We start from the raw sequence: 25583 nt of genomic DNA on the forward strand, positions 1-25583 counted from the left end.
GATGCACCCCTCACCCTGGCTCCAGCGCCAGCCCGGCCGTCAGCCGCCGCGGCTGCGCCTGTACTGCTTTCCCTACGCCGGCGGCCATGCCGGCGCCTATGCCGGCTGGCAAGGCAAGCTGCCTCCCGAAGTGGAGGTCTGCGCCGCGCAACTGCCCGGCCGCGCCGCCCGCTTCCGCGAAGCCGGCTTCAAGGCGCTGCCGCCGCTGGTGGACGCGCTGGCGCGGGAGCTCCCGCTGGACGACGCCCCGCCCTTCGTCTTCTTCGGCCACAGCATGGGCGGGCTGATCGCCTTCGAACTGACGCGGCTGCTGCGCGCTCAGGGCCGGCCCCTGCCACAGCGGCTGATCGTGTCCGGCTGCGACGCGCCGCAACACCGCCAGCCGCCCCGCATGCTGCACCGGATGGACAACGACGGTTTCATCGACGCGCTGCGCGACTACAACGGCACTCCGGCGGAAATCCTGGCCAATCGAGAAATGATGGACCTGCTGCTGCCCACCCTGCGCACTGACTTCGAACTGGTGGAAACCTATCGCTACCAGCCGGCCCCGCCGCTCTCCCTGCCCATCACCGTGCTGGCCGGGCGCGGCGACCGACAACGCCTGCCGGAGCAAACCGAAGGCTGGCAGCGGGAAACCACTTCGCCCACGCGCGTCCACTGGTTCGACGGCGACCACTTCTTCATCGCCAGCGCGCGCGACGCCGTGCTAGCCCATCTCAACAGCGAACTCGCCGACGCGCTGAGCAATCACGCCGCCTCCATGCCGGACCTCGCCTAAGAACCTGTTCAAAGTCTGCTGCGCGACGTGAAGCGTTGCACGATGAGTACAAGCTCAAAATGCTCATGTACCCCTCGCACATTCCGCTTTTCCGCTCGTTTTCGCCTTGTCTCGCCCTGGCTCGCGAGACTTTGAACAGGCTCCTAATCAACGACCAAAGCCCCGCAAGGGGCTTTGGCGTGAAAACCAGCTTAGCATGTTGGCATGAAACGACATTCCCAATCCGCCAGGCCATGTCCGTGTGAAATTTTTTTCAAAAGTGCTTGACGCTCAAAAGCCGGGTCTATATTATTCCGCTTCTCGCAAGACACAACGTCTCGCGAAACAGCGCACCCGTAGCTCAGTTGGATAGAGTATCTGGCTACGAACCAGAGGGTCGGGCGTTCGAATCGCTCCGGGTGCGCCACACTAGTGTCCCTATAGTTTAGCGGTTAGAACACCGCCCTTTCACGGCGGTAGCCGGGGTTCGATTCCCCGTGGGGACGCCACTAGCACCCGTAGCTCAGTTGGATAGAGTATCTGGCTACGAACCAGAGGGTCGGGCGTTCGAATCGCTCCGGGTGCGCCACAATTTAAGTCCCTATAGTTTAGCGGTTAGAACACCGCCCTTTCACGGCGGTAGCCGGGGTTCGATTCCCCGTGGGGACGCCAGCTTTCTCAAAAAGCCCGTCATGGCAACATGACGGGCTTTTTGTCATTTCGGCCCCGCCTCAGAACGTGTTTACGATCTCGCGAGCTAAGGCGGGACAAGGCGAAAACAGCTGAGAAAGCGGAGTGTACAACATGGTACATGAGCATTTCGAAGCCGTTTTCAACACCGTATCGCCAACGCGCAGCAGATCGTAAACAGGTTCTCTCAGCCCTCCGCCCAGGCCAGCGTTGCCGCATAGCCTTCCGGCGCTTCCAAGGCCCAGGCCCGCGTCGACGGCCAGCGGCCAGGCTCGGCAATGCTCAAAGGCAGTTCGCCCCGTGTCAGTTTGGTGGCGGCGAAAGCGGACAGATGCTGAGCAATGCCCACGCCCCAGGCTTTCAGCACCGCCTCCTTGATGGTCCACAACTGAAAGAAAGCCCCCACGTCCCGGCCGTGGCCGCATAACTCAAGCTCCACCGGCAGCAAGGTCTGCTCAGCCAGCGCCGGCACGTCGCGCATGGGCTGCACCGTTTCAATGTCCACCCCCACCTGCCCGCCGCGCGCGATGGCGATCAGCGCGTAAGCGCCGGAATGAGACACATTGAAGGCAGGCGCTCCAGGCCAAGCCAAGACCGGCTTGCCATGTTCTCCCAGCTCAAACACCAGCGCGTCCGGCGCCAGGCCGGTCTCTTGCGCCAACAGCCGTCGTAAAGCCAGCCGGGTCAGAGCGAACTGCAACTGATTGATGGTGCGCAGATAGCGCAAGCAACGCTTGCGCTCATCCTGGCTCAAGCCCGCCAGCAGCGCCTCGTCCACTGGCCAATCCACATCCAGCCGCACGCGGTGCAAGTTCAAGACCTGCGGCGCGCCCGCCGGGCAAGGCAAGGGCTTGATCAAAGCGTTCAGTTCCATCCGCCTCTCCGCGCAAAACCGCCATTATCCCCGGCCTGCGCCGGCTCGGCCATGCCGTTTTGTGACCCCCGCGCCACAGGCCCGCCCTTTTCGTTCGCCTCGCGGCCTTGTCCAGCTTGAATTCGATAATGAGAATCGTTACCATTTGGCCATGGATAAATTCATGCAAGCCCACACCGCCTCCAAGTCCGGCTCCGGAACCGGCGCTGCCAGCCTGTCGCCGGTGCTGCGCAGCTGCGAGCTGTTCGCCAAAGGCAAGGAAATCCTGATCGAACATCAGGGCGAGATGTACCGCTTGCAGTTGACCCGCAACGGCAAGCTCATCCTGATCAAATAGGTCCCAGACCACACACACCGCAAGCCAGCCAAAATCAGCCAGCCAGCGGAAGCACCCAACCTTAGGAAGTTTGGAGTTTCCATGGCCTTATTTCGCGCCACCCCCTTGGTTTTGAGCCTGGCCGCAGCCTGGCCCGCGCTGGCGGCAACGCCGGCGGAACTGGAGACCGTTCAGGTCACCGCTCACCGCAGCAGCAAACCGCTGGCGGAAACCGCCCCCAACGCCAGCGTGATCTCGCGCCACAAACTGGACGATCAACTGGTGCGCGACATCGCCGACGCGGTCAAATACGAACCCGGCGTGGAAGTGGCCACCGATCCGGCGCGCCGCGGCAACGCCGGCTACACCATCCGCGGCATAGACGGCAACCGCATCCTGATGCTGATCGACGGCATCCGCCTGCCGGAATCCTATGCCGGCGGCGGCAGCAATAACGGCGCCGTTTCCGGCCGCGACTACGTGGAACTGGAAACCCTGCGCGCCATCGACATCGTCAAAGGCCCCACCTCCAGCCTGTACGGCTCCGACGCCATCGGCGGCGTGGTGGGCTACCGCACCAAGACCGTGGACGATTTCGTCCCGGAAGAGCAAGGCGTGGGCGGCAGCATCAAGGGCTTTGGCGGCACCGCCGATAATGGCTGGGGCAGCAGCGCCGGCGTGGGCGTCAAGGGCGAGCGCAGCGATCTGATGGTGCTCTACACCCACCGCAACGGCCATGAAACCGATAATCAGGGCAATAACGACAGCAGCGGCACGCTGCGCACCAAGCCGAATCCTCAAAGCTGGGACAGCGACAATGTGCTGGCCAAGCTGGGCTTCAAACCGGCCGCCAATCAGCGGCTGGAGCTGACACTGGAGCACTACCGGCGCGACACCGACAGCAATCTGCTCAACGCCTTGGGCCCCGCCCGACGCAATGTCTACGTCGTCACCAACAATCAGGCCAAAGACCGCATCCAGCGCGACCGCGCGTCGCTGGCCTGGGAAGGCAAGCAGCTGGGCGCTTTCGACCGGCTGGCGGTGAAAGCCTACTATCAGAAGCTGGACAATGCCGACACCAACACGGAATGGCGCAGCAACGGTCTGCGCATCTTGTCCGACTACGGCTTCAAGCAGGATAGCTATGGCCTGACCCTGGAAGCCGAGCACAATTTCCAGGCGCTGTCCGCCAAACATCAGCTCTTGTGGGGCGCGGACTTGAGCCGCACCGACACCAGCCGTCCGCGCATCAAGACCCAATACAATCCAAACGGCAGCACCAGCAATATCGTCGACGGGGAAACCTACCCCAACAAGACCTTCCCTGATAGCCGCTCCGAGCGCATCGGTCTCTTTGTCCAGGACGAGATCAAGTTCGGCAACGGCTTGGTGGCCTCGCCCTCTCTGCGTTGGGACCACTACAAGATGACGCCGCAGCCGGACCAGGCCTTCGCCAACGGCAACTCCAAGAACTACCAGGTGCCCACCTTCAAGGACAGCGCCTTCTCGCCCAAGCTGGGCCTGAGCCTGCCGTTCGCCGATCACTACACCGGCTTCCTGCAGTTCTCCTCCGGCTTCCGCGCGCCGCCGTTCGACGACGCCAATATGGCCTTCACCAACCTGATTCAACGCTATCAAGTGCTGCCCAACCCCAATCTCAAGTCTGAAAGCAGCCAGGGCGTGGAACTGGGGCTGAAAGGCCAGTGGGACAGCGTTGACTTCGGCGTCACCGCCTATGCCAACCGCTACAAGGACTTCATCGATCGTGCCGACATCGGCATGATCAACGGCTTGTCCGCCTTCCAATACCAGAACATCGGCGAAGTCGAGATCAAGGGCGTGGAAGGCCGCGCCGCCTGGCGCTTCGCGCCGAGCTGGCGCGCGATGGCGTCCATCGCCTACACCCATGGCCAGAACAAGCAGAAGAACGAGCCCTTGGCCAGCATTACCCCGCTGAACGCCACGCTGGGCCTGCGTTATGACCAAGCCGTCTTCGGCGCCGAAGCCTTGCTGAAACTGGCGAGCGCCAACAACCGCCTGCCCAATATCGAGCAACTGGGCAGCAGCCAGACCTCCCCGCCGTTCAAGGCCCCCGGCTACGCCGTGCTGGACCTGACCGCTTACTGGAAGCCGGCCAAGAACACGGTGCTGCGCGCCGGCGTGTTCAACGTCTTTGACCAGAAATACTGGAAAGCCGCCGATGTGCGCGGCAAGACCAGCAGCGACCGCACGCTGGACCTGTTCACTCAGCCTGGCCGCAATGTCAGCGCCAGCGTCGAATACACCTTCTGACCGCGAGCGCCCGCCCCTTGGCGGGCGCCCGCCTTTGATCGCTCCAAGGAGAACCCTAATATGACCGACTTCAGCCAGCTGTGGGATCGCTTCCAAATCCTGAAAGCCAGCCAGCCGAAACTGCGCGCGCGCGACGCCGCCGACGCGCTGGGCGTCAGCGAAGCCGAGCTGGTGGCCGCCGATCCGGCGAGCCAAGCCCTGCAGCCGCATTGGAACGACATCTTGAGCCAGATCGGCCACCTGGGCCCGGTGATGGCGCTAACGCGCAATCACGCTTGCGTGCATGAAACCACCGGCGATTACCGCAATGTGCAGATCGACGGCAAGATCGGTCTGGCCATCAACCCGGTCATCGACCTGCGCATTTTCCTGTTCCATTGGCAGCACGCCTTCGCGGTCACCACGGCCGGCGCGCGCGGCGAACAGCGCAGCCTGCAATTCTTCGACCGCTTCGGCGAAGCGGTGCACAAGATCTATCTCACCGCCAATAGCGACGTGATAGCCTACCAGCGCCTGGTGGAGGCCTTCGCCGCGCCCAAGACAGCGCTGCGGATAGACCCTCTGGAAGCCCAAGCGGAGGAGCTGGACGACGAGGCCATCGACAAGGCCGGCTTCCAGCAGGAATGGCGGAGCCTTAAAGACGTGCACGCCTTCCATCCCTTCCTGCGCCGCTGGGGCGTGTCCCGTCAACAAGGCTTTCGCCTGGCGCCTGAAGGCCAGGCCTGGCGCGTGCTGCCGGAAGCGGTGGAGCAATTGCTGCGCCGCGCCGCCCATATCGAAGCCCCTATCATGGTATTCGCCGGCAACCGCGGCATGATCCAGATCCACACCGGACCGGTGCGCAATGTGCAGATCGTCGGCAACTGGCTCAATGTGCTGGACTCTCACTTCAACCTGCATCTGCGCACCGATCTGATTGCCGAGGCTTGGGTCACCCGCAAGCCGGGCGACCACGGCGTGGTGACCTCGCTGGAACTGTTCGACGACCAGGGCCTGTCGCTGGCCACTTTCTTTGGCGAGCGCAAGCCAGGCCAAGCGGAGCGCGTGGAATGGATCAAACTGCTGGGCGAACTGCCGGTACTGGAGCGCGCCGATGTCGCCTAAATTCGCCTTCGCCGCTCTGCTGGGCCTGGCTGCCGCTTTGCCCGTCTGGGCAGCACAACGCATCGTGGTCATGACTCCCGACATCGCCGATATCGTAGTGGCGCTGGACGCCGGCAAGGAAGTGGTCGGCCGCGACCGTTCCAGCAAAGCGCCGGCTTTGGCCCAGGCGCAAGTGGTGGGCTTTTCCCGCGCGCTGAACGCCGAAACCATCGCCCGGCTCAAACCCACTCTGGTATTGGGCAGCGCCGAGGCGCAACCGCCCACGGTGTGGGCCCAGCTGCGCCAATTGCAGGTGCGCGCCGAGGAAGTGACGCGCCGCGAGGACGGCGCGGATTTCGCCGACGCGATCCGCAAAGTGGGGCAACTCTTGGGCCGCGACGCCCACGCCCAGCAACTGGCCAGCCGCTGGCAGCGCGAGATGACGCCGCGCCCGGCGCGCGGCGTGCGCTACTTGGTCAGCTATGACGGCCAACTGGTGGCCGGCCGCGACACCGCCGCCGACACCCTGATCCGCGCCGCCGGCGGCGTCAACGTCGCCAGCCAGTTGTCCGGCTTCAAACCGATGGCGCGCGACGCCTGGCAGAGCCTGCGGCCGGACGTGATCATTCTGGGCAGCCACACCGGCGCGGTGCACGGCGGCAAGGAGGCCTTCTCCAAACGGCCGGAAATCGCTTCCACGCCGGCCGGAAAACAAGGCCGCATCTACCTGCTGCCGGCCAAGGACGCGATGATGGTGGGCCTGAACAGCCCGGCCGTAGTCGATCAGATGGTGAAAATGTGAGCGCGCCGACCCTGGACGCCGTCGCGCCCCACCGCGGCCGCTGCTTGTTGCTGGGCCTGATCGCCGCCAGCCTGCTGCTGCCGCTGCTGGCCTTGTCCAGCGGCGGCAACGGCCTGGCCTGGCCGGACTTCAACGATCCGCTGCTGACCCAGCTGCGGCTGCCGCGCATCGCCGCGGCGCTGGGCGTGGGCGCGGCGCTGGCCGCCAGCGGCGCGGCGCTGCAAGCCCTGTTTCGCAATCCGCTGGCCGACCCCGGCCTGATCGGCACCTCCAGCGGCGCGGCGCTGGCGGTGGTCGGCATGCTGGCCGTCGGCGCCGCCGGCCTGTCCTTGCCGCTGGCCGCCTTTGGCGGCGGCCTGCTGGCCACCTGGCTGATCCTGTTGCTGTCGCGGCTGGTCCGCGGCGGCCTGGCCGGTCTGCTGTTGATGGGCTTGGTGGTGGGCGCCTTCTGCGGCGCGGTCACCAGCCTGATGATTTTCATGTCCGACGACCTGACCCTGCGCGCCGCCACCAGCTGGCTGGCCGGCAATCTGTCCTCCGCTTCGTCGGAACGGCTGCTGGCCTGCCTGGGCGTAGCCGCCCTGGGCTTGCTGATCCTGATCGCGGTGGGCCGCGATCTGGACTGCCTGCTGCTGGGCGAAGACGCCGCCCAATCCCTGGGCATCGACGTGCGTCGCACCCGCCGGCTCACCGCCGTCGGCGCGGCGCTGGCCACCGGCGGCGCGGTGGCGCTGTCCGGAGTGATCGGCTTCGTCGGCATGATGATCCCCAACGCGCTGGCCCTGCTGATGGGCGGCTGCCGCCGCAGGCTGATCCTGCTGTCAGCCTGGGCCGGCGCCTTGTTCCTGCTGGCGGTGGACACGCTGGCGCGCACCATCGCCTGGCCCATTGATCTGCCTGTGGGCCTGATGGCGGCATTCGCCGGCCCGCCGTTCTTCGTATGGCTATTCCGGCGACAACAAAGGAGTCTGATCAATGGCTGAAACCACAACCCTGTGCGTGCGCCAGCTGGCCTGCGACATCGGCGGCAAGCGGATTCTGGACGACATCAACCTGGATTTGCCCACCGGCCGGGTCAGCGCGCTGCTAGGCCCCAACGGCGCCGGCAAAACCACCTTGATGCGGCTGCTGGCCGGCCTGGACACGCCCAGCGCCGGCGCGGTGCGCCTGGCCGGCCAGTGCGTCGGCCGCATGGAGCCGTCGGTGCGCGCCCGCCGCATCGCCTGGGTGCCGCAGCACATTCCCTCCGGCATTCCGCTGACGGTGCGCGAGTTCGTAATGCTGGGCCGCGTGCCCTACCTCGGCGCTTTCTCTCGTCCGCGGGTTGAGGACAAAAGCGCGGTGGCGGATGCCCTGGGCACGGTGGAGCTGGACGATTACGCCGACAAACGGTTGGATCAATTATCCGGCGGCGAACGCCAGCGCGCGGCCATCGCCCGCGCCTTGGCGCAGCAAGCGCCGGTGCTGCTGCTGGACGAGCCCACCAATCACCTGGACCTGCGCCACCAGCACCGCTTGCAACAACTGCTGCTGGAGCTGTCCCGCCAGGGCCGCACCGTGGTGCAGGTGCTGCACGATCTGGCGCTGGCCGCCAGCTATGCCGACCACGTGGCCTTGCTGGAACAGGGCCGGCTGGTGGTGGCCGGCGCGCCGGAACAGGTGCTGACGCCGGAGCGGCTGCTGGCGGTCTACCGCTGGCCAGTGCGTTTGCAGCGCAACGGCAACGACTGGCAGGTCAACGCCGCCTTGGCGCAGGCACAAAAGCCCGCGGCACTGGCTGCCGGGGCCTGAGAGCTTGTTCAAAGTCTGCTGCGCTTCGTGAAGCGTTGCACGGTGAGTACACCTTCGAAATGCTCATGCACCACTCGACCATTCCGCTTCCTCAGCCGTTTTCGTCTTGTCTCGCTCTTGCTCGCAAGAACGTAAACATGCTCTGAGACCCGGTCCAAAAATAAAAACCCCCGGCTTGCTTGCGCGAGCCGGGGGTTTTTCGCTATCGAGTTGCGCTTATTTCAACGCGTAGATCGCCGGCAGATTGCGCCAGGCGCCGCGCACATCCATGCCGTAACCAAACACGTAGCGGTCCGGCACGTCCAGACCGACGAAATCCGCTAGCATCGGTTTTTCCTTGCTAATCAGCTTGTTGGCGAACACTCCGCTGTAGAAGGCCTTGGCGCCCATGGCCATTACCTTGTCGCGGATCGCCGCCATGGTGTGGCCTTCGTCCAGGATGTCGTCCAGCACCAGCACCACGCGGTCGCGCACGTCTTCCTTGGGCGCTTGTTTCCACACCAGCTCGCCGCCCTGGGTCTTGTCGCCGTAGCGAGACACGTGAACGTAGTCAAAGTCCAGCGGGAAAGCCAGGCGCGGCAGCAACTGGCCGGTAAACACCACGGCGCCGCCCATCACGGACAAGACCAGCGGATAGGTTTCGCCCAGTTCCTCGGTGATTTCCACCGCCATGCGGTCAACAGCCGCGCTGACTTCCTCGGCGGTAAACAGCACGTCGGAGCTGTTGATCAGGCCACGGGCCTCGGCAATATTGGGCATGATGACTCCTTGATTCACACACGCAAACGCCGCTCTTGCCCATATCATCAAAAAAACAGGAGCGGCGTGATTGAAAAAACGATTAGTTCTTGGCCAGCGAGCGCAGATAGGCGGCGAACTCGACGCCCACCTCATGATGCTGCAAACCGTAATTGACCGTGGCTTTAAGATAGCCCAGCTTGGAGCCGCAGTCGTAACGCACGCCCTTGAACGGCAGCGCCAACACCGGCTCGTCCTTCATCAGCGCCGCGATGCCGTCGGTCAGCTGGATTTCGCCGCCGGCGCCGGCCGTGGTGTTGACCAGCTTGTCGAAGATGCGCGGGGTCAGGATGTACCGGCCCACCACCGCCAGATTGGACGGCGCCACTTCCGGGCGCGGCTTTTCCACGATGTGCTCGACTTGCTGATGGCCGCGCGCGTCCGGCGCCACCTTGACGATGCCGTAGGAACTGGTTTCTTCCGGTGCCACGGTTTCCACTCCCAGCACCGAAGCATGGGTTTCGTCGAACAGCTTGACCATCTGCTCCATCGCGCCCGGCGCGCCTTCAATCAGGTCGTCGGCCAGGATCACCGCGAACGGCTCGTCGCCCACCACCGGTCGCGCGCACAGCACGGCGTGGCCCAGCCCAAGCGCCTCGGTCTGACGGATGAAGATGCAGGACACCGACGGCGGAATAATGCCCTGAACGGTTTCCAGCAGCTTCTGCTTGTTCTTGTTTTCCAGTTCGGTTTCTAGCTCGTAAGCCTTGTCGAAATGGTCTTCAATCGAACGCTTGTTGCGGCCGGTAATGAAAATCAGCTCGGTCATGCCCGCGGCAATCGCCTCTTCCACCGCATACTGGATCAGCGGTTTGTCCACCACCGGCAGCATTTCCTTGGGGCTGGCCTTGGTGGCCGGCAGGAAGCGGGTGCCCAGCCCGGCAACGGGAAAGACCGCTTTCGTGATTTTTTTCATACCCATTTCTCGTTAACAAGCGTTGACAGGCGCGCATTCTACCGCGCCGCGGCCCGCTGGTGAAAGTCCCAGCCTCACAAACCGGCGGGAAAACGCCGCGCCAGCGCCTGAGCCGCGCTTTCCAGCACCGGCCCCCAAACGCCGGCCTCCGCCTGACGCCAGACCCGCATCGAGTCGTACCACGGGGCTCGCTCGCCGGCGGCCAGGAAGAAGGGCGCGCTTTCCGCGCGCATCAATACCCAAACCGGCTTGCCCATCGCCCCAGCCAGGTGGGCGACGGCGGTGTCCACGGAGATCACCAGATCCAGTTCCGCCACCCAGGCGGCGGTGTCGGCGAAATCGCTCAAGGCCGGCGTGGCCAACAAACCTTGCAAAACCGAAGGCGGCTCGCCCGGCTGCAGGGAAACAAAATCGATGCCCGGCAGCCGGCATAGCGCGGCGAACTCTTCCGGCGGCACCGATTTGTGGCGACGCCAATGATCGGCCTTGCCCACGCCCCATTGCCCGCTCTCCCACACCACGCCGACGCGCGGACGGCCGCCGCTGCGCGGCGGGATTGTCGCGGCCGGCGTCGCCGCCAGATAAGGCTGAGCCGGCAGATTGTCCAAGGTGACGCCCAGTACGCCGGGCAAGGACATCAGCGGCAGTTGGCAATCGAACACCGGCGCGGCCTCCGGCTCCAACAATTCCACGCCGTCGAATTGAGCGAACAGGCGGTGGAAGGTTTTGGGGCAGGCCAATAGCAGGCGCGCCCGCGGGTGCTCGGCTCGCAACCGCGGCAGGAAACGCGCCATCTGCAGGCTGTCGCCCAAGCCCTGTTCCGCCCAGAGCAGCAAGGTGGATGCGCCCAGCGCCTCGCCTTGCCAGCGCCGATCGCGGTGGCGCGGCTGCAGAATGGCCTCCCAGCGCGCCTCGTAATACGGCCAGGCCTCGGCGTAGCGGCCAGCCAGCAATAGCGCGATGGACAGGCTGAAACGCAGATTAGCGTCTTCCGGGTCCAGTTCCAGACCGCCTTGCAGCACAGCGATGGCGTCGTCCAGCAATAAGGCGCAGGTACAGGCATAGCCCAGGTTGTTGCATCGCGCCGGACTGACTCCGGCCAGCTCGATGGCGCGCAAATGGCAGGCGATGGCTTCCTGATATTGCAAGCGGTGCTGCAAAACCACGCCCAGGTTGCTCCAAGCGTCCGCATGCTCGGGCTCCGCCGCCAGCGCCTCGCGCAACAGCGCCTCCGCCAGCTCCAATTCGCCCAACTCCTTGAGCAGCACAGCCAGATTGCATTTGATGTTGACGGACTGCGGATTGAGCGCGGCGGCCGCCAGGTAGTCGTCCAGCGCGCGCGCGCTGTCGCCTTGGCGCAGGCGGGCGTTGGCGCGGTTGGCCAGCGCCTGCCAATCCTTGGCGTTCCGCCTCAGACATTGATCAAACGCCTGCTCCGCCTCGCGCCAGCGGCCTTCCGCCGCGAATTGATTGCCTTGTTTGAAGGCTTGGTCCGCCATATCCGCTCCTTGGCTTACTCTCCGGCCAGCAAGGCTTGCAAGCCGGCTTCGTCCAAAATCGCCACGCCCAGTTCTTCCGCCTTGGCCAGCTTGCTGCCGGCCTCCGCTCCCGCGACGACGTAATGGGTTTTCTTGGAGACGCTGCCGGACACCTTGCCGCCGGCGGCTTCTATCAGCTCCTTGGCCTGATCCCGGCTCAAGGTCGGCAGCGTGCCGGTCAGCACCAGGGTCTTGCCTTCCAGTACGCCAGCCGACGCGGCTTGCGCCGGCAGCGCCGCCAGGATCTCGTCAACCAAGGCGGCCAGGGCGCGCAGGCTGTCGCGCTTGCCCGGCAAATCAAGCCAGGCGGTTGGCCAGCGCCTGCCAATCCTTGGCGTTCCGCCTCAGACATTGATCAAACGCCTGCTCCGCCTCGCGCCAGCGGCCTTCCGCCGCGAATTGATTGCCTTGTTTGAAGGCTTGGTCCGCCATATCCGCTCCTTGGCTTACTCTCCGGCCAGCAAGGCTTGCAAGCCGGCTTCGTCCAAAATCGCCACGCCCAGTTCTTCCGCCTTGGCCAGCTTGCTGCCGGCCTCCGCTCCCGCGACGACGTAATGGGTTTTCTTGGAGACGCTGCCGGACACCTTGCCGCCGGCGGCTTCTATCAGCTCCTTGGCCTGATCCCGGCTCAAGGTCGGCAGCGTGCCGGTCAGCACCAGGGTCTTGCCTTCCAGTACGCCAGCCGACGCGGCTTGCGCCGGCAGCGCCGCCAGGATCTCGTCAACCAAGGCGGCCAGGGCGCGCAGGCTGTCGCGCTTGCCCGGCAAATCAAGCCAGGCGGTTGGCCAGCGCCTGCCAATCCTTGGCGTTCCGCCTCAGACATTGATCAAACGCCTGCTCCGCCTCGCGCCAGCGGCCTTCCGCCGCGAATTGATTGCCTTGTTTGAAGGCTTGGTCCGCCATATCCGCTCCTTGGCTTACTCTCCGGCCAGCAAGGCTTGCAAGCCGGCTTCGTCCAAAATCGCCACGCCCAGTTCTTCCGCCTTGGCCAGCTTGCTGCCGGCCTCCGCTCCCGCGACGACGTAATGGGTTTTCTTGGAGACGCTGCCGGACACCTTGCCGCCGGCGGCTTCTATCAGCTCCTTGGCCTGATCCCGGCTCAAGGTCGGCAGCGTGCCGGTCAGCACCAGGGTCTTGCCTTCCAGTACGCCAGCCGACGCGGCTTGCGCCGGCAGCGCCGCCAGGATCTCGTCAACCAAGGCGGCCAGGGCGCGCAGGCTGTCGCGCTTGCCCGGCAAATCAAGCCAGTCGGCCAGCGCGTTGATCACCTCGGCCGGCAACTCCAGATCCAGCAGCGCGCGACGCTCGCGTTCGGCCAAGGCGGCCAGGCCGTCTATCTGCGCCGCCAATTGCTGGCTGCGCACCTCGGTCAAACGCGGAATGTCCAGCCGCGCCAGCAACACGGCCGGCTGTAGGCGCTCGGCCAGGCGCGGGGACGGCGCGTGCTCGTCGGCCGGGGCGACATGACTCAACAAAGCGTCCAGCGCGGCTTCGTTATTGGCTTCGGCGAAAAAGTCCGCCAGCGATTCCGCCACCACGCCGCCGATATCCGGCAGCGCCGCGAACAAGGCCGCCGGCGAACGGCGGATCAAGCTCATCGTCCCCAGCCAATCGGCCAGGGTTTTGGCGGTGGATTCGCCCACATGACGGATGCCCAGCGCGAATAACAGCCTAGCCAGCGGCGGCCGTCGGCTGGCGGCGATCGCCTCGATCAGGTTTTCCGCCCACTTGCTCGCCACCTTGCCCGCCTTGACGGTTTCCGGAGTCACGCCTTCGTCCTCATCGGCGCGGCGCTTCATCTCCAGCAAGTCTTCCAGCGTCAGCCGATACAGATCGGCCACGCCGCGCACATAGTCGTACTCCACCAGCTTGTCGATATAGCGTTCGCCAAGACCGTCGATATCCATCATGCGGCGGCCGGCGAAGTGTTGAATCGCCTGGCTGCGCTGCGCGCGGCAGGACAAGCCGCCGGAGCAGCGCGCCACCGCCTCGCCCTCTTCGCGCACCACGTGGCTGCCGCATACCGGACAGACCGCCGGCAAACGATAGGCGGGGTATTGCGGCGTTTCGCCGGCGCTGAACAGATCGCCTCCGGCTGCCGGCTGCATTGGCCGGCGCTCCAGCACCACGGACACCACCTCGGGGATCACGTCGCCGGCGCGACGCACAATCACGGTATCGCCGACGCGCACATCCTTGCGCCGCGCCTCGTCCTCATTGTGCAGGGTAGCGTTGGTGACGGTGACGCCGCCGACGAACACCGGCTTCAAGCGCGCCACCGGGGTGATGGCGCCGGTGCGGCCCACTTGCTCCTCGATCGCCTCAACTTGAGTCAGCGCCTCCTCGGCCGGAAACTTGTGGGCGATGGCCCAGCGCGGCGCGCGCGACACAAAACCCAGCTCATCCTGCAAGGCGCGCTGGTTGACCTTGTACACCACGCCGTCGATATCGAAAGGCAGGCCGGGACGCCGCTGCCTCACCTGCTCGTAATAAGCGATCAAGCCATCCACGCCGCGCACCACCGGCCGCAAATCCTCGGCCACCACCGGGAAACCCAGCTCGCGCAACCAGGCCATTTCAGCGCTGTGGCTGGCCGGCCAGTCCGCGCCTTCCACCTGAGCGATGGAATAGGCGAAGAAGGACAAGCGGCGCTGAGCAGTGATGCGCGAATCCAGCTGACGCAGGCTGCCGGCAGCGGCGTTGCGCGGATTGGCGAAGGTCTTGTCGCCGCGCGCCGCCTGCTCGGCGTTGAGCTTGTCGAAGTCCTGTTTCAGCATCAACACTTCACCGCGCACTTCCAGCAGGCTGGGCACGGCGGCCCCAGCCGGCAAACGCAGCGGAATCGCGCGCACGGTACGGATGTTCTCGGTGACGTTTTCGCCCGTCACGCCGTCTCCGCGAGTAGCCGCCTGGACCAGCACGCCGTCGCGGTAGAGCAGAGAGATCGCCAGGCCGTCGAACTTGGGCTCTGTGGCGTACTCCACCTCCGCGGCGTCCAGGCCCTTGCGCACCCGCTCATCGAACTGCAGCAGTTCCTCATGACGCTGTTCGCGCTCGCTCAGCTGCATATCGGAAAACGCGTTGGACAGCGACAGCATGGGCACGCTGTGGGTCACTTGCTGGAACTCGTCCAGCGGCGCGCCGCCGACGCGTCGGGTAGGCGAATCCGCGCTCGCCAGTTCCGGGTGCTCCTGTTCCAGCTGCTGCAGCTCCCGGAACAGGCGGTCATATTCGGCGTCCGGCACCGTGGGCGCGTCCAGCACATAGTATTCGTGGCCGTAGCGATTCAGCAGTTGATGCAGTTCGGCTACGCGCTGTTGCGGGGTGAGGGTGTTCATGTTCAGTCGGGCTCAAACAGAAAAAGCCGGCGTGGCGCCGGCCTTGGAAACGGAAGATTATCGAGCGGGCCGATTACCCCAGTGTAGCGGCTGGACAGCAAGGCGACACCGGGGTTTCCTGCCGGCTTCAGGCAAACAGTCTCAACGCGGCCACGCTGCCGGGGGCGATGCCGCGGTCGTCCATGCTGCCGTAGATGTGCAGCAATTGGTCGCGAATGCGGGTCAGGCCGGCGTCGGACAGCGGACGGCGGTTGTCGTCCACCAGTTGGGCGTCGAACTCCTGCGCCAACTGGCGCGCGAAATACACGGCTCGGTCGAACACCTCGACCCCGCCGGCCACGCGCGGCACGTCGAACAACAGAGTCAGCGCCGGGAAGGATTTGTCCAGCAGCGTGTGGAAGGTGAACGGCATCTGGTCGGCCGCCATCAGCGAATACAGGGTGTTGCCGGAGTCCGCCAGGTAATGGAAAGCGCCGTCCGGCTCCAGTTGCAGGCCGGCGGCCTCGGCGAAACTGCGCAGCCGGGTGCCTTCTATCGGCCCCTGCGGCACGATGTTGATGCCGATCAGCACGTCCACGTCGGCGCAGAAACGGTCCAGTTCGCGCGCCGCCACCAGCTTCTGCTGACGCTGCGGGAAGCTGACCGCGGCGTCGTGCTCCTCGGCGAAACGCGATACTTGTTGGCAGAAACCGGCCAGTTCCTGCTCAGTCACCGCGCCGCTGCGATCCACCATCTGCATGCTGACGTTGATCTGCTTGTAACGGGTTCCAGGCAGGGCTTCGGCCGGCTTCCACAGGCCTTTTTCCGTGCGGCCTATCAATTGGGTGCGCTTGCCCACGTTGAAACGCGGAATCGCCGCCAGCTCGTGCGGCGCATGGAACACCACTTCGGCGATGAAATCCAAAGACGGGTCCAGCATCGCCACCACCAGCGCCTGGTGATCGGCGGAGTCCATCTGCGGGGCTTCGTCCTCTTCCTCCACCACCGGCACCGCGTCGAAGACCGCCTCGCGCGGCCGGTCAGGCTCGGCTCGCGCCGGCTCCACGGGGATTTGCGGCTCAAAGTAAGCGGCGGCGTAATCGTCCGGCTCCGGCGAGGCGTCCACCAGCACCGGTTCCATCCGGTCCTGCTTCACGCCGTCGCGCACATTGTTCTTGGGTACGTCCAGCAGCACGTCGTCGTGGCCGCGCGTAAAGGCCTGGCGAGTCTTCTTGCGAAAACGCCATTCCTGAAAAGCATTGAATCCGTACACCAAAGCGATCACCGCGCCGCCCAGTATCAATACACCAATCTGTAATTCGCTCATCAGCCAGTCCGCATTAAGGCGAATAATCGAAGCCGTCGGCAGCCTCCTCGCCGCGCGCCGGCGCATCTCTCAATGCGCGATGCGGCGTCTTTCGGCAATAGCCGGGCCGACAGCCTCCCTTTAAGTATTCGGCAACAAAACCGTTCGAATCTGGCGTTTCGGCCAGTCGAGAACGGCGATAGACCACGGTTATTATAACGAAAGCCTCAGCTTGCGCATCATTTGGCGGCAATTTAGCCGTAAATGCCTTGCCGCCAGCGTAAATCAAGCCGGGGCGATAGCTGATGCGGGCAATTTGGCGCTTCAAACCGGGTTCTCAACCTGAATTGGATGCCGAATCGCCCCTGCTGGTTCCATCAGACCGCGTAGAACGGCTCCAGCCAGCCGTTGTACGTCGCGAATCGGCCCGCCGCAAGCGGGCCAAATGGAAGCGGAACGTCATTTTCAGTGCCGAAAGGTCCGGCAGATGACATTTCTGACAGGGGCGCTCTGAAATATCTCGTGCCAGAATATTTCGTGTTCATGCAAATGAATGATTCCAAATCGTCTTAAACACTGCTTAGGAAAGCAAGGGATAGATCGATGAAAAACACTTCTCAAGCCAGTTTCCTTCCGGTGGTCCACGAGCTGGCGCGCACCTACCAGGCATTCGAACAGTTTGCCAGCCAGCACATTCGTCAGCTGGGCCTGACTCCGCCGCAATTCGACGTGGTCGCCACCCTGGGCCATAGCAAGGGCATGAATTGCAAGGAGCTGTCCGACCGCACGTTGATCACCAAAGGGACGCTGACCGGCGTCATCGACCGGCTGGAAGACAAGGGTCTGGTTACCCGCACCATGCAGCCAAACGATCGCCGCAGCGTATTCGTTTCCTTGACCCAACACGGAGAACGTCTGTTCGATCAGGCCTTCCCCGCTCATATCGACTATATGCAGATCGCCTTCAAACGCTTTGGCGAACACGACCTGTCCGGTTTCTGCCAGGAACTGGGCCGTCTGCGCGAAGGCTTCAGCCTGGCGCTGGAGGAACAGGAAGAAGTCACGGCTTAATCTCTCCAGCCGTCACCGCCCTTTACCCGGCGGCGAGACGCGGCCCCGCGATGCGGCCCGCGCCCTCGCCGCCATTGCATTTTCAATTCCGGCCGCGCCCGCGGCTCAAGGGCTTTGAAAACGCACTGGCACCATCAACACCGAATCCACCGCCTGGCCATTGCGTTTGGCCGGCGCGAAGCGCCAACGCTCCACCGCGGCCTTGGCCGCTCGGTCCAGCCGCGGATAACCGCTGCTGACGGCCACCGTCACCTCGCCGGCGCGGCCCGCGGCGCTAACGCTCACCCGCAGTAAAACCGTGCCCTGCTCGCCGTTTTCCCGCGAACGTTCCGGGTATTCCGGCTGCGGATTGTTCAGATATTCCGCGCGGTACAATGCCACGCTGTCCGCGCCGCCCTGCGATGTGCCGCCGCCCCCCGGCTGCGCGGCGGCCCCGCTCTTCGCACCACTGTCGCCGGCGGACTCAACGGCGCTTGTCGCCGGCTCGGCCAGGCCGGCCTCAGGTAAAAGCGGAGGCGCCGCAAAACGGGCGCTTGGCTTGGAGCTTGGCCTGGCCGCCGCTTTATTTTCAACCTTGTTGCCGGCCTGATTCCCGGCCTTGGCCGCATTTTGAGCGATAACGGGCTCAGGTCCGCCCGCGGGCTGCGCCAGTCTCAGCGTCAACGCGGCCACGCTTGGCTGAGGCGGACGACCTTGCCAAGCAAACAATAGCAAGGCATGCAGCGCCAGCGACGCCAACAAAGCCCAACAGACAGGGCGCGCGCCCATCTTTCGCCTCAGCAGCGCATCCGGCTGCCCGGCCGGCTGTAATGCCACCAGGCCACCAGCATGGACACCAGATAAAACACAAAGAACATGCCGAAAGCCGGCAGGAAACTGCCGAAGGCGGCCAGCGCGCTGCCGAAGGATTTGGGAATCACGAAGCCGCCGAACGCCGCCATCACCGAACTGACATTCATCGCCGACGCGCCGCGCCGCCCGCCGCGCGCGTAGGCTTCCGCAACGTCCAGGCCCGCGGCCTTGGCCCGCTGGCCCGCTTGCAACAGAAAAACCTTGGGCGCCAATTGAAAAGACGAACCGTTGCCCACGCCCGCAGCGAAGAAAATCAACTGAAACATGGCGAGGAACAGCCAGAACGAACCGCCGTTGCCGGCGGAGGGCATGCTCAGATAAACGCCGACGGTGGCCAGCGCCATCACCCCGTTGCTGAGCATGGTGGCGATGCCGCCGCCGATGTGGTCGCCCATCCAGCCGCCCAGCGGCCGCGACAAGGCGCAGACCATGGGCCCGATAAAGGCGTAGGGCGTGACATCGATCAGCGGGAACATATTGCGCGCCAGTAGAGGAAAGGCGGCGGCGAAGCCGAGGAAAGTGCCGTAGCTGCCCATGTACAGCAGGCAGATATACCAGGTGTGCGGATCGCGCATCGCGTCCAGCTGATCATGCGGTGTGATGCGCAGCTTGGGCAGATCATGCGCGTACAGCAAGCAGGCCAGCGCGATGACGACGATGAAGGGCAGCCACAGATACCCGGCGTTCTGCAGCCACACCGGGTGCACGGCGCCGCCAACGCCCCAGATCTGCGGCCCGCCGGCCGCGCCGAACAAGGGCAGCAGAATCACCACCGGGATCGCCAGTTGCGCCACCGACACGCCCAGATTTCCCAACCCCGCGTTCAACCCCATCGCTAGCCCTTTGGCCGCCTTGGGAAAGAAAAAGCTGGTATTGGACAGATGAGAAGCGCTAGCGCCGCCGCCGATGCCGCACAAGCCGGACACCAGCAACAGCATGGGAAACGGCGTCGAAATATCCTGCACCACCGTGGCCACGCCCAAAGCCGGCAGCAAGAGCAGCAAGGTGGAAATGCCCAGCCACAGGCCGCCGCCCACCCAGCTCCATATCCATGAGTACAACAGCCTCATCAAGGCGCCGACCAGCGGCGGAATCGACACCAGCAGGAACTGCTGCTGATTGCTGAGCGCGAACCCGACCGCCGGCAGGTTGACCACCACCATGCTCCACATCATCCAGATATTGAAGTTCAGGTGCAGCGACAGGATGGACAGCCAGAGATTGCGATTGGCGATGCGCCGCCCGCGGCGCAGCCAGAAGATAGGGTTTTCAGGTTCCCAACGCTTGATGCTTACGGTCATGCCTATTCATCCAGCAATGATATCGTCCGGCGGCCGCTGCCGCCGGGAAGCTGCGCAGTATGCCATTCGCGCACACGCTATAGTTTGCGCGCCGTCAAACCGAAACTAATGAAAACAGTCTGCTGGCAGCTCGAGCCTTCAGAGCCTGTTCAAAGCCTCGCCAGCTAGAGTGAGACAAGGCGAAAGCGGCTGAGAAAGCGGAATGGTCAAGTGGTGCATGAGCATTTTGAGCTCGCACTCACCGTGCAACGCTTCACGAAGCGCCGCAGACTTTGAACAGATTCTCAGGCGGTTTCCCGCATTTTCAACGCTTCCACGATGTCCACCGCCACAATACGGCTGACGCCCTGTTCCTGCATGGTCACGCCCACCAATTGTTCGGCCATTTCCATGGTCAGGCGGTTATGAGAAATATAGAGAAACTGGGTTCGCTCCGACATCTGCTTGACCAGATCGCAGAAACGGCTGGTATTGGCGTCGTCCAGCGGCGCGTCCACCTCGTCCAGCAGGCAGAACGGCGCCGGGTTCAGCGAGAACAGCGAGAACACCAGGCTCATCGCAGTCAGCGCCTTTTCTCCGCCGGACAGCAGATGAATCGTGCTGTTCTTCTTGCCCGGCGGCTGGGCGATGATCTGCACGCCGGCGTCCAGCAAGTCCTCGCCGGTCAGCACCAGCTCGGCGCGGCCGCCGCCAAACAGCGTGGGGAAAAACTCGCGCATCTTGGTGTTGACCGCATCGTAAGTGGCTTGCAGCATCTCGCGGGTTTCGCCGTCTATCTTGGCGATCGCCTCTTCCAAGGTGGCCATTGCCTGATTCAGGTCTTCGGACTGATTGGCCAGGTAGTCGCCGCGCTTCCTGGCTTCATCCAGCTCCTCCAGCGCCGCCAGGTTGACAGCGCCCAGCCCTTCCAACGCGCGCGCCAGCCGCGCGATCTCGGCGGCCAGCGCGTTCGGCTTCACCGACTCGCTCAGATCGGCCATCAGCGCGGCTTCGTCGGCGCCGGCGCTGGCCAGTTCTTCGGCGAAACGCTCCATCGCCAGCCTCGCCTCCTGGTGCTTGAGCAACCAGTCCGAGCGCGCTTCGCGCAGCGCCGGCAAAGCGGCGTTGGCTTGCTGTTGTTGCTGGGTCAATTCGCGCAGCTTCTCGGTCAGGCCGTTGAGCCGGTCACGCACCGCGCCCAGGCTGTGCTCGCGCTGTTCGCGTTCGGCCAAGGCCAGTTGCAAGGCCTCTTCGGGCACCGCCTCCTCCACCGCCTCGGCTTCCTCGGCTAGAGTCTCCAAACGCTCGGCCAGTTGCTGATCGCGCTCATCCAGTTCGCGGCCTCGCCGCGCCAGTTCCGCCACCTTCTGCTCGGCGGTGCTCATTTCCAGCTTGATCTCGTGCAGCATGCGCTCGGCGTCGCGCGTCTTGTTGCGCGCCAACTGCAAACCCGTCTCGGCATTGAGCCGGTCGACTCGCATGTCCTCCAATTGCACCGTGAGTTCTTCCAGCGTCAACGCCGTCTCTTCGCCCAGCATTTCGGCTTCGGCGATGCTCTGGCGCGCCAATTCGCCCTCTTCGGCGATGCGCCGGCGCTCGGCCTCGATCGCCGCCAGCCGCGCCGCGCCCTGGCGCGCGGCCTGGTCCAGCTTGACGTGCTCCAGGGTCGCCGCGTTCAGCTCCGCCTCCAAACGGGTCAACGCGCCCTTTTGCGCCCGCACCGCCTCGGCCAGCATGCCGCCGCGGCTTTGCAATGATTCGCGGCGCCGCTGCAAGGCGTCGATTTCCGGCGACAAGGTCTCCAAGCGCGCCTGGGCCGCTTCCAACAGCGCCTTGCGCGCCATCAGGCCGTCGCCGCCGGCTTCGGCGTGCAGGCACAGGCTGGCGGCGTAAACGCGGTGGCCTTCCGGCGTCAGCAGGCAAGCGCCGGTCGGCAATTGTTCGCGCAAGGCCAGTGCCTCGTCCAACGATCCGGCCAAGTAGACGCCGGCCAGCCAGTCTTGCAAGGCGGCCTGGAAGGGTTGGGCTGCTCGCACCTGTTGCAACAGCGTCGGCCACGAGCGCTCCGCTTCCCAGTCCCGCGCCGTCGCGCCGTCCGCCAACGCCAGCGCCGCCGGCGGCAATTCGCCGGACAGCGCGGCGGCGCGCGCGGCCAGGCGTTCGCCCAGCGCCGCTTCCAGCGCCGGCTGCCATTTAGGCTCCACCTGCAGGCTCTGCCACAACTGCGGCGCCTCGGCCAGGCCCCGGCGCTGCAGCCAGCCGTCCAATTGCTCGCTGGCCGCCTCGCGCGCCAGCATTCCGGCCAGCGCGGCGGCCTCGGCCTCGGCCCGCGCCTGTTCGCCGCGCAGCGCGGCCAGTTGTTCGTCCAGTTTTTCGCGCTCGGCGGCCAGGTCCGCCTGCTTGGCCTCGTCGGCCACCAGCCGGCCTCGCACCGTCTCCAGCGCGCCGCGCGCGCGTTCCACTTCGGCGGCGGCGGCTTGCTGCCGCTCTTGGTCCGGCAGATTCAAATCGCTCAGTTCTCGGCGCAACGCGTCTTCGCGGCCGGACAGCTGCTCCAGATTGCGACGCTGATGCTCGCCGTTCTGGCGCGCCAGGTCTCGATCCCGGCTAAGCTTGGCCTGCTGCGCGGTCAGCCCGTTCAGCTGCTGCTCTATCGCGCGGTATTCCGCCTCGGCGGTGGGCAATTCGTCAGCGCCGTCTTCCAGCGTCATTTGCGCCTCTTCCAGCCTCATCTGCGCTTCTTCGCGCCGCGGCAGCCAGTCGTCCAGCTCAGCCTTCACTTGGCCGCGGCTTTCGGCCAGCACCTGACGCTCGGTGCGCACGGCACTCAGCTCTCGGTCGACGCGGGCGCGGTTTTGCTCTCGGTGGCGCTGCGCCTCTTCCAGTCGCGCCAGTTGGGCGTTGGCCTCGAACAAGCGCTGCTGCGCCTCGTGCACTTCGTCGCTGGCGGCGAAATGGCTTTCGCGAACGGTTTCGGACTCGGCCTCCACATGGGTGACCGCCGCTTCCAGCGCCGCTTCTTCGGTTTCAATACGCGCCAGTTCCCCGCGCGCCGCCGCCTCGTTGCGCGCGGCCTCTTCCCGTCGCGCCAGAGCCAGCAGGTTTTGCTTATGGGTCAGCGCGCCGCGCAGATCGTGGTATTGGGCGGCCACCTCCGCCTGTTCGGACAAGCGCTCCACCTGCCGCTCCAGCTCTTGTCGCAAGTCGGCGATGCGTTCCAGATTGGCGCGGGTGTCCGCGATGCGGTGTTCGGTTTCGCGGCGGCGCTCCTTGTACTTGGACACGCCGGCGGCTTCTTCCAGATAGGCGCGCAGTTCTTCCGGCCGCGCCTCGATGATGCGGGAGATCATGCCCTGCTCGATCACCGCGTAGCCGCGCGCACCCACGCCGGTGCCGAGAAAAAGATCCGTGATGTCGCGGCGACGCACTTGCTGATTGTTGATGAAGTAGCTGGATTCTCCCTGGCGGGTCAGCACCCGCTTGATCGCCACCTCCGCGTACTGACCCCATGCGCCGGTGAGCGCGCCGTCGCCGTTGTCGAACACCAGTTCCACCGAAGCGCGGCTAACCGGCTTGCGCGTGGACGAACCGTTGAAGATCACGTCCTGCATCGATTCGCCGCGCAGTTGCTTGGCCGAGGACTCGCCCAGCACCCAGCGAACCGCGTCTATCACATTGGACTTGCCGCAGCCATTGGGGCCGATCACCGCCACCAGTTGACCGGGCACGGCAATGCTGGTGGGATCGACGAATGACTTGAAACCGGCAAGCTTGATGTGGGTGAGACGCAAGATGTCCTCGCAATGGCTGGGCGAAAATCGGCATTTTAGCAGTTGCCCGCGCCGGCCGCGCGTCGCGCGCGGACCTGTTGCGCGTCGCGCAGCCGCATCTACCCAGACAGCCCACTTATGCCATAATGGCCGCATGGAACCGCTATCGTTGTCCAATCAATTCTTGATCGCCATGCCCAATATGGCGGACCCGCTGTTCTCTCGCTCGCTGGTCTTCGTCTGCGAGCATGGCGAGCACGGCGCCATGGGCCTGATCGTCAACAAGCCTTCCGGCATCGCCATGGCGCAGTTGTTCGATCAGATCGATCTGCCGCTGGACGGCGACTCGCTCCGCGCCGAGCCGATTTACTTCGGCGGCCCGGTGCAGCCGGACCGGGGCTTTGTCCTGCACATGCCGGTGGGCAATTGGCAATCCAGCCTGCTGGTCACCGACGACATCGCGCTGACCACGTCCAAGGACGTGCTGATGGCGGTGTCCGAAAACCACAAGCAGCCGGACCGCATGCTGATCACGCTGGGTTATTCCGGCTGGAGCGCCGGTCAGCTGGAGCAGGAAATCGCCGACAACGGTTGGCTGACGGTGCCGGCGCGGCCGGACATCATCTTCGGACTGCCCTGCGAGGAGCGCTACGACGCCGCGATGGCGCTGCTGGGCTTCGATCCTTCCCTATTGTCCACGGATGTCGGCCATGCCTGAAGGTTGCGCCTTGGCATTCGACTTCGGCGAGCGCCGCATTGGCGTCGCCGTCGGGGACACCCTGCTCGGCATTCCCCACCCGCTCATCACCATAGACACGGAAATCAACGACGCGCGCTTCGCCGCCATCGCCGCTTTAATCGCGGAATGGCGGCCGGCGCAGCTGGTGGTGGGGCTGCCGATGCACATCGACGGCACCGAACACCAGATGACGCAACTGGCGCGCCGCTTCGCCAACCGGCTCAAGGGCCGCTACGGCCTGCCGGTGTGGCTGGTGGACGAACGGCTGACCTCGGTGGTGGCCGAATCCATGCTGGAAGAAGCCGGCGTGCGCGGCCGCAAGCAGAAGCCGGCGCTGGATCAGGTGGCGGCCCAGGCCATTCTGCTGACCTGGTTCGAGCACCCCGGACAAGCCGTCTGACCCCATCATGAAACTCTCGCCGCAAGCCCGGGTCAGCGCGCTGATGCTGGCCTTTCTCGCCAGCCTGCTGGGCTTGATCGCGGTCTTGCTGACACCCAGCCATCAATTGCGCGAATGGCGCAACGCGCCGGGCCACGTGGAGAGCAGCCGCATGCTGGTGGTCTCCAGCGCCGAACACCCCGATCAACTTTACTGGCAGCCGCATGTGCAATACCTGTACACGGTGCGCGGCCAGGTCTATCACAGCGACCGGCTGTTCGCCGTCGACAACGCCCTGCCCGGCGACCGCAGCAACGCCGATGACCTGACGCGGCGCTTTCCCGCCGGCAAGGCGATCACCGTCTACTACAATCCGCGCAGCCCCGCCGAGTCCGTGCTGATCAAGGGCGGGGACAGCGATATCGGCAGCGCCAAATTCATCCTGGCGGCGCTAAGCGCGCTGTTCGGCTGGGCGCTGCTGTATCGGCTGCGGGCCAAGCTGCCGCTGCCGCGCCGGCGCGTTCACCGAGGCATCCGCGCCCCATGAGCGAAAAAGTCATCGCCCTGCTGGTCATCGCCATCGGCTTGGCCATTTCCGTTTATCTGTGGCAGCAGTCCGCCAAGGCGCAACAGGCCGCCGGCTGGCCCAGCGTCGTCGGCCAAATTGTCTCCAGCGAAGTGGACTGGCGACCTATTCGCGGCGGCGACAGCTCGGATCGCAGGGAATACCGCGCCGTCGTACGCTATGAATACCGCGTGGCCGGCCGTATCCACCGCGCCGAGCGGCTGCGCTTCCCCAATCCAGGCTACGGCAGCAGCGATCAACAAGCGCTCGAAATCGTTCAGCGCTACCCGGCGAGCCAAGCCGTGCAGGTGTTCTACAATCCGCAAAACCCAGAGGAGGCCTGCCTGGAGCCAGGCAAGCACTGGTCGGCGTGGCTGGCCCAGGCCGTGGGCGCGCTCGTGGTCCTTGTCGGCCTATGGCTGCTGCGGCGCTGACAAGTACCGC

The 25583-nt window shown here is 64.9% G+C and carries 24 protein-coding genes, 4 tRNA genes and 2 pseudogenes; 16 read left to right on the plus strand and 14 right to left on the minus strand.

The annotated features are described in order from the left end of the window. The first annotated feature begins 1 nt into the window (after nucleotide 1). The 5 genes from DXT74_RS21975 (at nucleotide 2) to DXT74_RS21995 (ending at nucleotide 1432) form a co-directional block, all read left to right on the plus strand. Nucleotides 2–781, plus strand: coding sequence for a thioesterase II family protein (locus DXT74_RS21975; RefSeq protein WP_194426993.1), 780 nt, complete (start codon nucleotides 2–4; stop codon nucleotides 779–781). Between the two features lie 329 nt (nucleotides 782–1110). Next, a tRNA-Arg gene (locus DXT74_RS21980) sits at nucleotides 1111–1187 on the plus strand. A 7-nt stretch (nucleotides 1188–1194) separates the two neighbouring features. Beyond that, nucleotides 1195–1269 (plus strand) — tRNA-Glu (locus DXT74_RS21985). A 3-nt stretch (nucleotides 1270–1272) separates the two neighbouring features. After that, a tRNA-Arg gene (locus DXT74_RS21990) sits at nucleotides 1273–1349 on the plus strand. A gap of 8 nt (nucleotides 1350–1357) precedes the next feature. Beyond that, nucleotides 1358–1432 (plus strand) — tRNA-Glu (locus DXT74_RS21995). A gap of 205 nt (nucleotides 1433–1637) precedes the next feature. Here the strand turns inward: DXT74_RS21995 and DXT74_RS22000 are convergent. Next, entirely contained in the window at nucleotides 1638–2324 is a 687-nt protein-coding gene (locus DXT74_RS22000; RefSeq protein ID WP_194426994.1) for a 4'-phosphopantetheinyl transferase superfamily protein, read from the minus strand. A 163-nt stretch (nucleotides 2325–2487) separates the two neighbouring features. On the opposite strand from DXT74_RS22000, the gene hemP reads away from it, so the two are divergent. The 6 genes from hemP to DXT74_RS22030 all read left to right on the plus strand — a co-directional run bounded on the left by hemP (nucleotide 2488) and on the right by DXT74_RS22030 (nucleotide 8608). Continuing rightward, entirely contained in the window at nucleotides 2488–2661 is a 174-nt protein-coding gene (gene hemP, locus DXT74_RS22005; RefSeq protein ID WP_081555510.1) for a hemin uptake protein HemP, read from the plus strand. An 81-nt stretch (nucleotides 2662–2742) separates the two neighbouring features. Beyond that, the gene (locus DXT74_RS22010) at nucleotides 2743–4932 is read left to right on the plus strand and encodes a TonB-dependent hemoglobin/transferrin/lactoferrin family receptor (RefSeq protein ID WP_194426995.1); all 2190 of its coding nucleotides are present in this window, start codon (nucleotides 2743–2745) and stop codon (nucleotides 4930–4932) included. Between the two features lie 60 nt (nucleotides 4933–4992). Continuing rightward, nucleotides 4993–6036 (plus strand): hemin-degrading factor, encoded by a 1044-nt coding sequence (locus tag DXT74_RS22015; RefSeq protein ID WP_194426996.1) that lies wholly within the window; start codon nucleotides 4993–4995, stop codon nucleotides 6034–6036. Then, nucleotides 6026–6817, plus strand: a complete 792-nt coding sequence (locus DXT74_RS22020) for a hemin ABC transporter substrate-binding protein (protein ID WP_043594143.1) — start codon at nucleotides 6026–6028, stop codon at nucleotides 6815–6817. Before DXT74_RS22015 ends, DXT74_RS22020 begins: the two co-directional genes overlap by 11 nt. Beyond that, entirely contained in the window at nucleotides 6814–7800 is a 987-nt protein-coding gene (locus DXT74_RS22025) for an iron ABC transporter permease (RefSeq protein ID WP_231138242.1), read from the plus strand. Before DXT74_RS22020 ends, DXT74_RS22025 begins: the two co-directional genes overlap by 4 nt. Next, the gene (locus DXT74_RS22030; RefSeq protein ID WP_161523166.1) at nucleotides 7793–8608 is read left to right on the plus strand and encodes an ABC transporter ATP-binding protein; all 816 of its coding nucleotides are present in this window, start codon (nucleotides 7793–7795) and stop codon (nucleotides 8606–8608) included. The genes DXT74_RS22025 and DXT74_RS22030 overlap by 8 nt, the downstream gene beginning before the upstream one ends. 216 nt (nucleotides 8609–8824) lie before the next feature. Here DXT74_RS22030 and DXT74_RS22035 read toward each other — a convergent pair whose 3' ends face one another. The 10 genes and pseudogenes from DXT74_RS22035 to DXT74_RS22070 form a co-directional block, all read right to left on the minus strand. Continuing rightward, a complete protein-coding gene (locus DXT74_RS22035) occupies nucleotides 8825–9367 on the minus strand; it encodes a hypoxanthine-guanine phosphoribosyltransferase (RefSeq protein ID WP_019103182.1) in 543 nt (180 codons plus the stop codon). A gap of 82 nt (nucleotides 9368–9449) precedes the next feature. Next, nucleotides 9450–10322 (minus strand): UTP--glucose-1-phosphate uridylyltransferase GalU, encoded by an 873-nt coding sequence (gene galU / locus DXT74_RS22040; protein WP_043594145.1) that lies wholly within the window; start codon nucleotides 10320–10322, stop codon nucleotides 9450–9452. A 74-nt stretch (nucleotides 10323–10396) separates the two neighbouring features. Next, nucleotides 10397–11821 (minus strand): tetratricopeptide repeat protein, encoded by a 1425-nt coding sequence (locus tag DXT74_RS22045; protein WP_194426997.1) that lies wholly within the window; start codon nucleotides 11819–11821, stop codon nucleotides 10397–10399. Nucleotides 11822–11835: 14 nt separating this feature from the next. Continuing rightward, a pseudogene (locus tag DXT74_RS22050) lies at nucleotides 11836–12165 on the minus strand (BRCT domain-containing protein); the annotation flags it as partial. Then, complete coding sequence (locus DXT74_RS23075; protein ID WP_255524772.1) at nucleotides 12158–12292, minus strand: hypothetical protein; 135 nt, start codon at nucleotides 12290–12292, stop codon at nucleotides 12158–12160. The gene DXT74_RS23075 and the pseudogene DXT74_RS22050, both read right to left, overlap by 8 nt. 14 nt (nucleotides 12293–12306) lie before the next feature. Then, nucleotides 12307–12636, minus strand: a pseudogene (locus DXT74_RS22055) (BRCT domain-containing protein); the annotation flags it as partial. Further along, nucleotides 12629–12763 (minus strand): hypothetical protein, encoded by a 135-nt coding sequence (locus DXT74_RS23080; protein WP_255524772.1) that lies wholly within the window; start codon nucleotides 12761–12763, stop codon nucleotides 12629–12631. The pseudogene DXT74_RS22055 and the gene DXT74_RS23080, both read right to left, overlap by 8 nt. A 14-nt stretch (nucleotides 12764–12777) precedes the next feature. Beyond that, nucleotides 12778–15198 carry an NAD-dependent DNA ligase LigA gene (gene ligA / locus DXT74_RS22060; protein WP_194426998.1) on the minus strand — a complete coding sequence of 807 codons (2421 nt, stop codon included), beginning with the start codon at nucleotides 15196–15198 and terminating at the stop codon, nucleotides 12778–12780. Nucleotides 15199–15325: 127 nt separating this feature from the next. Then, nucleotides 15326–16504: a cell division protein ZipA C-terminal FtsZ-binding domain-containing protein gene (locus tag DXT74_RS22065; RefSeq protein ID WP_081555488.1), complete on the minus strand. Its 1179-nt coding sequence runs from the start codon at nucleotides 16502–16504 to the stop codon at nucleotides 15326–15328. 13 nt (nucleotides 16505–16517) lie between these two features. After that, nucleotides 16518–16811, minus strand: a complete 294-nt coding sequence (locus tag DXT74_RS22070) for a hypothetical protein (protein WP_143330247.1) — start codon at nucleotides 16809–16811, stop codon at nucleotides 16518–16520. Nucleotides 16812–17086: 275 nt separating this feature from the next. On the opposite strand from DXT74_RS22070, the gene DXT74_RS22075 reads away from it, so the two are divergent. Continuing rightward, a complete protein-coding gene (locus DXT74_RS22075; RefSeq protein WP_019103187.1) occupies nucleotides 17087–17554 on the plus strand; it encodes a MarR family winged helix-turn-helix transcriptional regulator in 468 nt (155 codons plus the stop codon). Between the two features lie 105 nt (nucleotides 17555–17659). On the opposite strand, the gene DXT74_RS22080 is transcribed toward DXT74_RS22075, so the two are convergent. The 3 genes from DXT74_RS22080 to smc all read right to left on the minus strand — a co-directional run bounded on the left by DXT74_RS22080 (nucleotide 17660) and on the right by smc (nucleotide 23477). Beyond that, complete coding sequence (locus tag DXT74_RS22080; protein ID WP_194426999.1) at nucleotides 17660–18322, minus strand: energy transducer TonB; 663 nt, start codon at nucleotides 18320–18322, stop codon at nucleotides 17660–17662. An 8-nt stretch (nucleotides 18323–18330) separates the two neighbouring features. Beyond that, complete coding sequence (locus DXT74_RS22085; RefSeq protein ID WP_019103189.1) at nucleotides 18331–19707, minus strand: nitrite extrusion protein; 1377 nt, start codon at nucleotides 19705–19707, stop codon at nucleotides 18331–18333. A 284-nt stretch (nucleotides 19708–19991) separates the two neighbouring features. After that, complete coding sequence (gene smc / locus DXT74_RS22090) at nucleotides 19992–23477, minus strand: chromosome segregation protein SMC (protein WP_194427000.1); 3486 nt, start codon at nucleotides 23475–23477, stop codon at nucleotides 19992–19994. 133 nt (nucleotides 23478–23610) lie between these two features. Here smc and DXT74_RS22095 point away from each other — a divergent pair, with 133 nt between their 5' ends. Genes DXT74_RS22095 through DXT74_RS22110 form a run of 4 tightly spaced genes read left to right on the plus strand, consistent with a single transcriptional unit; the run spans nucleotide 23611 to nucleotide 25573 of the window. Continuing rightward, nucleotides 23611–24174, plus strand: coding sequence for a YqgE/AlgH family protein (locus tag DXT74_RS22095; protein WP_043638035.1), 564 nt, complete (start codon nucleotides 23611–23613; stop codon nucleotides 24172–24174). Then, nucleotides 24158–24595: a Holliday junction resolvase RuvX gene (gene ruvX, locus DXT74_RS22100; protein ID WP_043594155.1), complete on the plus strand. Its 438-nt coding sequence runs from the start codon at nucleotides 24158–24160 to the stop codon at nucleotides 24593–24595. Before DXT74_RS22095 ends, ruvX begins: the two co-directional genes overlap by 17 nt. Nucleotides 24596–24602: 7 nt before the next feature. Then, complete coding sequence (locus tag DXT74_RS22105; protein WP_081862652.1) at nucleotides 24603–25121, plus strand: DUF3592 domain-containing protein; 519 nt, start codon at nucleotides 24603–24605, stop codon at nucleotides 25119–25121. Then, the gene (locus DXT74_RS22110; protein ID WP_114153717.1) at nucleotides 25118–25573 is read left to right on the plus strand and encodes a DUF3592 domain-containing protein; all 456 of its coding nucleotides are present in this window, start codon (nucleotides 25118–25120) and stop codon (nucleotides 25571–25573) included. Before DXT74_RS22105 ends, DXT74_RS22110 begins: the two co-directional genes overlap by 4 nt. Nucleotides 25574–25583: the final 10 nt, after the last annotated feature.

The organism is Chromobacterium sp. Rain0013 (genome assembly GCF_015291765.1).
GTDB classification, from domain to species: domain Bacteria; phylum Pseudomonadota; class Gammaproteobacteria; order Burkholderiales; family Chromobacteriaceae; genus Chromobacterium; species Chromobacterium haemolyticum.

Coding starts and splice junctions, on each gene's coding strand:
- DXT74_RS22075 (WP_019103187.1), top strand. CDS start 17,087: ATGAAAAACACTTCTCAAGCCAGTTTCCTTCCGGTGGTCCACGAGCTG.
- DXT74_RS21975 (WP_194426993.1), top strand. CDS start 2: ATGCACCCCTCACCCTGGCTCCAGCGCCAGCCCGGCCGTCAGCCGCCG.
- DXT74_RS22105 (WP_081862652.1), top strand. CDS start 24,603: ATGAAACTCTCGCCGCAAGCCCGGGTCAGCGCGCTGATGCTGGCCTTT.
- ligA (WP_194426998.1), bottom strand. CDS start 15,198: ATGAACACCCTCACCCCGCAACAGCGCGTAGCCGAACTGCATCAACTG.
- DXT74_RS22065 (WP_081555488.1), bottom strand. CDS start 16,504: ATGAGCGAATTACAGATTGGTGTATTGATACTGGGCGGCGCGGTGATC.
- DXT74_RS22010 (WP_194426995.1), top strand. CDS start 2,743: ATGGCCTTATTTCGCGCCACCCCCTTGGTTTTGAGCCTGGCCGCAGCC.
- DXT74_RS22000 (WP_194426994.1), bottom strand. CDS start 2,324: ATGGAACTGAACGCTTTGATCAAGCCCTTGCCTTGCCCGGCGGGCGCG.
- hemP (WP_081555510.1), top strand. CDS start 2,488: ATGCAAGCCCACACCGCCTCCAAGTCCGGCTCCGGAACCGGCGCTGCC.
- galU (WP_043594145.1), bottom strand. CDS start 10,322: ATGAAAAAAATCACGAAAGCGGTCTTTCCCGTTGCCGGGCTGGGCACC.
- DXT74_RS22015 (WP_194426996.1), top strand. CDS start 4,993: ATGACCGACTTCAGCCAGCTGTGGGATCGCTTCCAAATCCTGAAAGCC.
- DXT74_RS23075 (WP_255524772.1), bottom strand. CDS start 12,292: ATGGCGGACCAAGCCTTCAAACAAGGCAATCAATTCGCGGCGGAAGGC.
- DXT74_RS22095 (WP_043638035.1), top strand. CDS start 23,611: ATGGAACCGCTATCGTTGTCCAATCAATTCTTGATCGCCATGCCCAAT.
- DXT74_RS22020 (WP_043594143.1), top strand. CDS start 6,026: ATGTCGCCTAAATTCGCCTTCGCCGCTCTGCTGGGCCTGGCTGCCGCT.
- DXT74_RS22035 (WP_019103182.1), bottom strand. CDS start 9,367: ATGCCCAATATTGCCGAGGCCCGTGGCCTGATCAACAGCTCCGACGTG.
- ruvX (WP_043594155.1), top strand. CDS start 24,158: ATGTCGGCCATGCCTGAAGGTTGCGCCTTGGCATTCGACTTCGGCGAG.
- DXT74_RS22030 (WP_161523166.1), top strand. CDS start 7,793: ATGGCTGAAACCACAACCCTGTGCGTGCGCCAGCTGGCCTGCGACATC.
- DXT74_RS22085 (WP_019103189.1), bottom strand. CDS start 19,707: ATGACCGTAAGCATCAAGCGTTGGGAACCTGAAAACCCTATCTTCTGG.
- DXT74_RS23080 (WP_255524772.1), bottom strand. CDS start 12,763: ATGGCGGACCAAGCCTTCAAACAAGGCAATCAATTCGCGGCGGAAGGC.
- DXT74_RS22045 (WP_194426997.1), bottom strand. CDS start 11,821: ATGGCGGACCAAGCCTTCAAACAAGGCAATCAATTCGCGGCGGAAGGC.
- DXT74_RS22110 (WP_114153717.1), top strand. CDS start 25,118: ATGAGCGAAAAAGTCATCGCCCTGCTGGTCATCGCCATCGGCTTGGCC.
- DXT74_RS22080 (WP_194426999.1), bottom strand. CDS start 18,322: ATGGGCGCGCGCCCTGTCTGTTGGGCTTTGTTGGCGTCGCTGGCGCTG.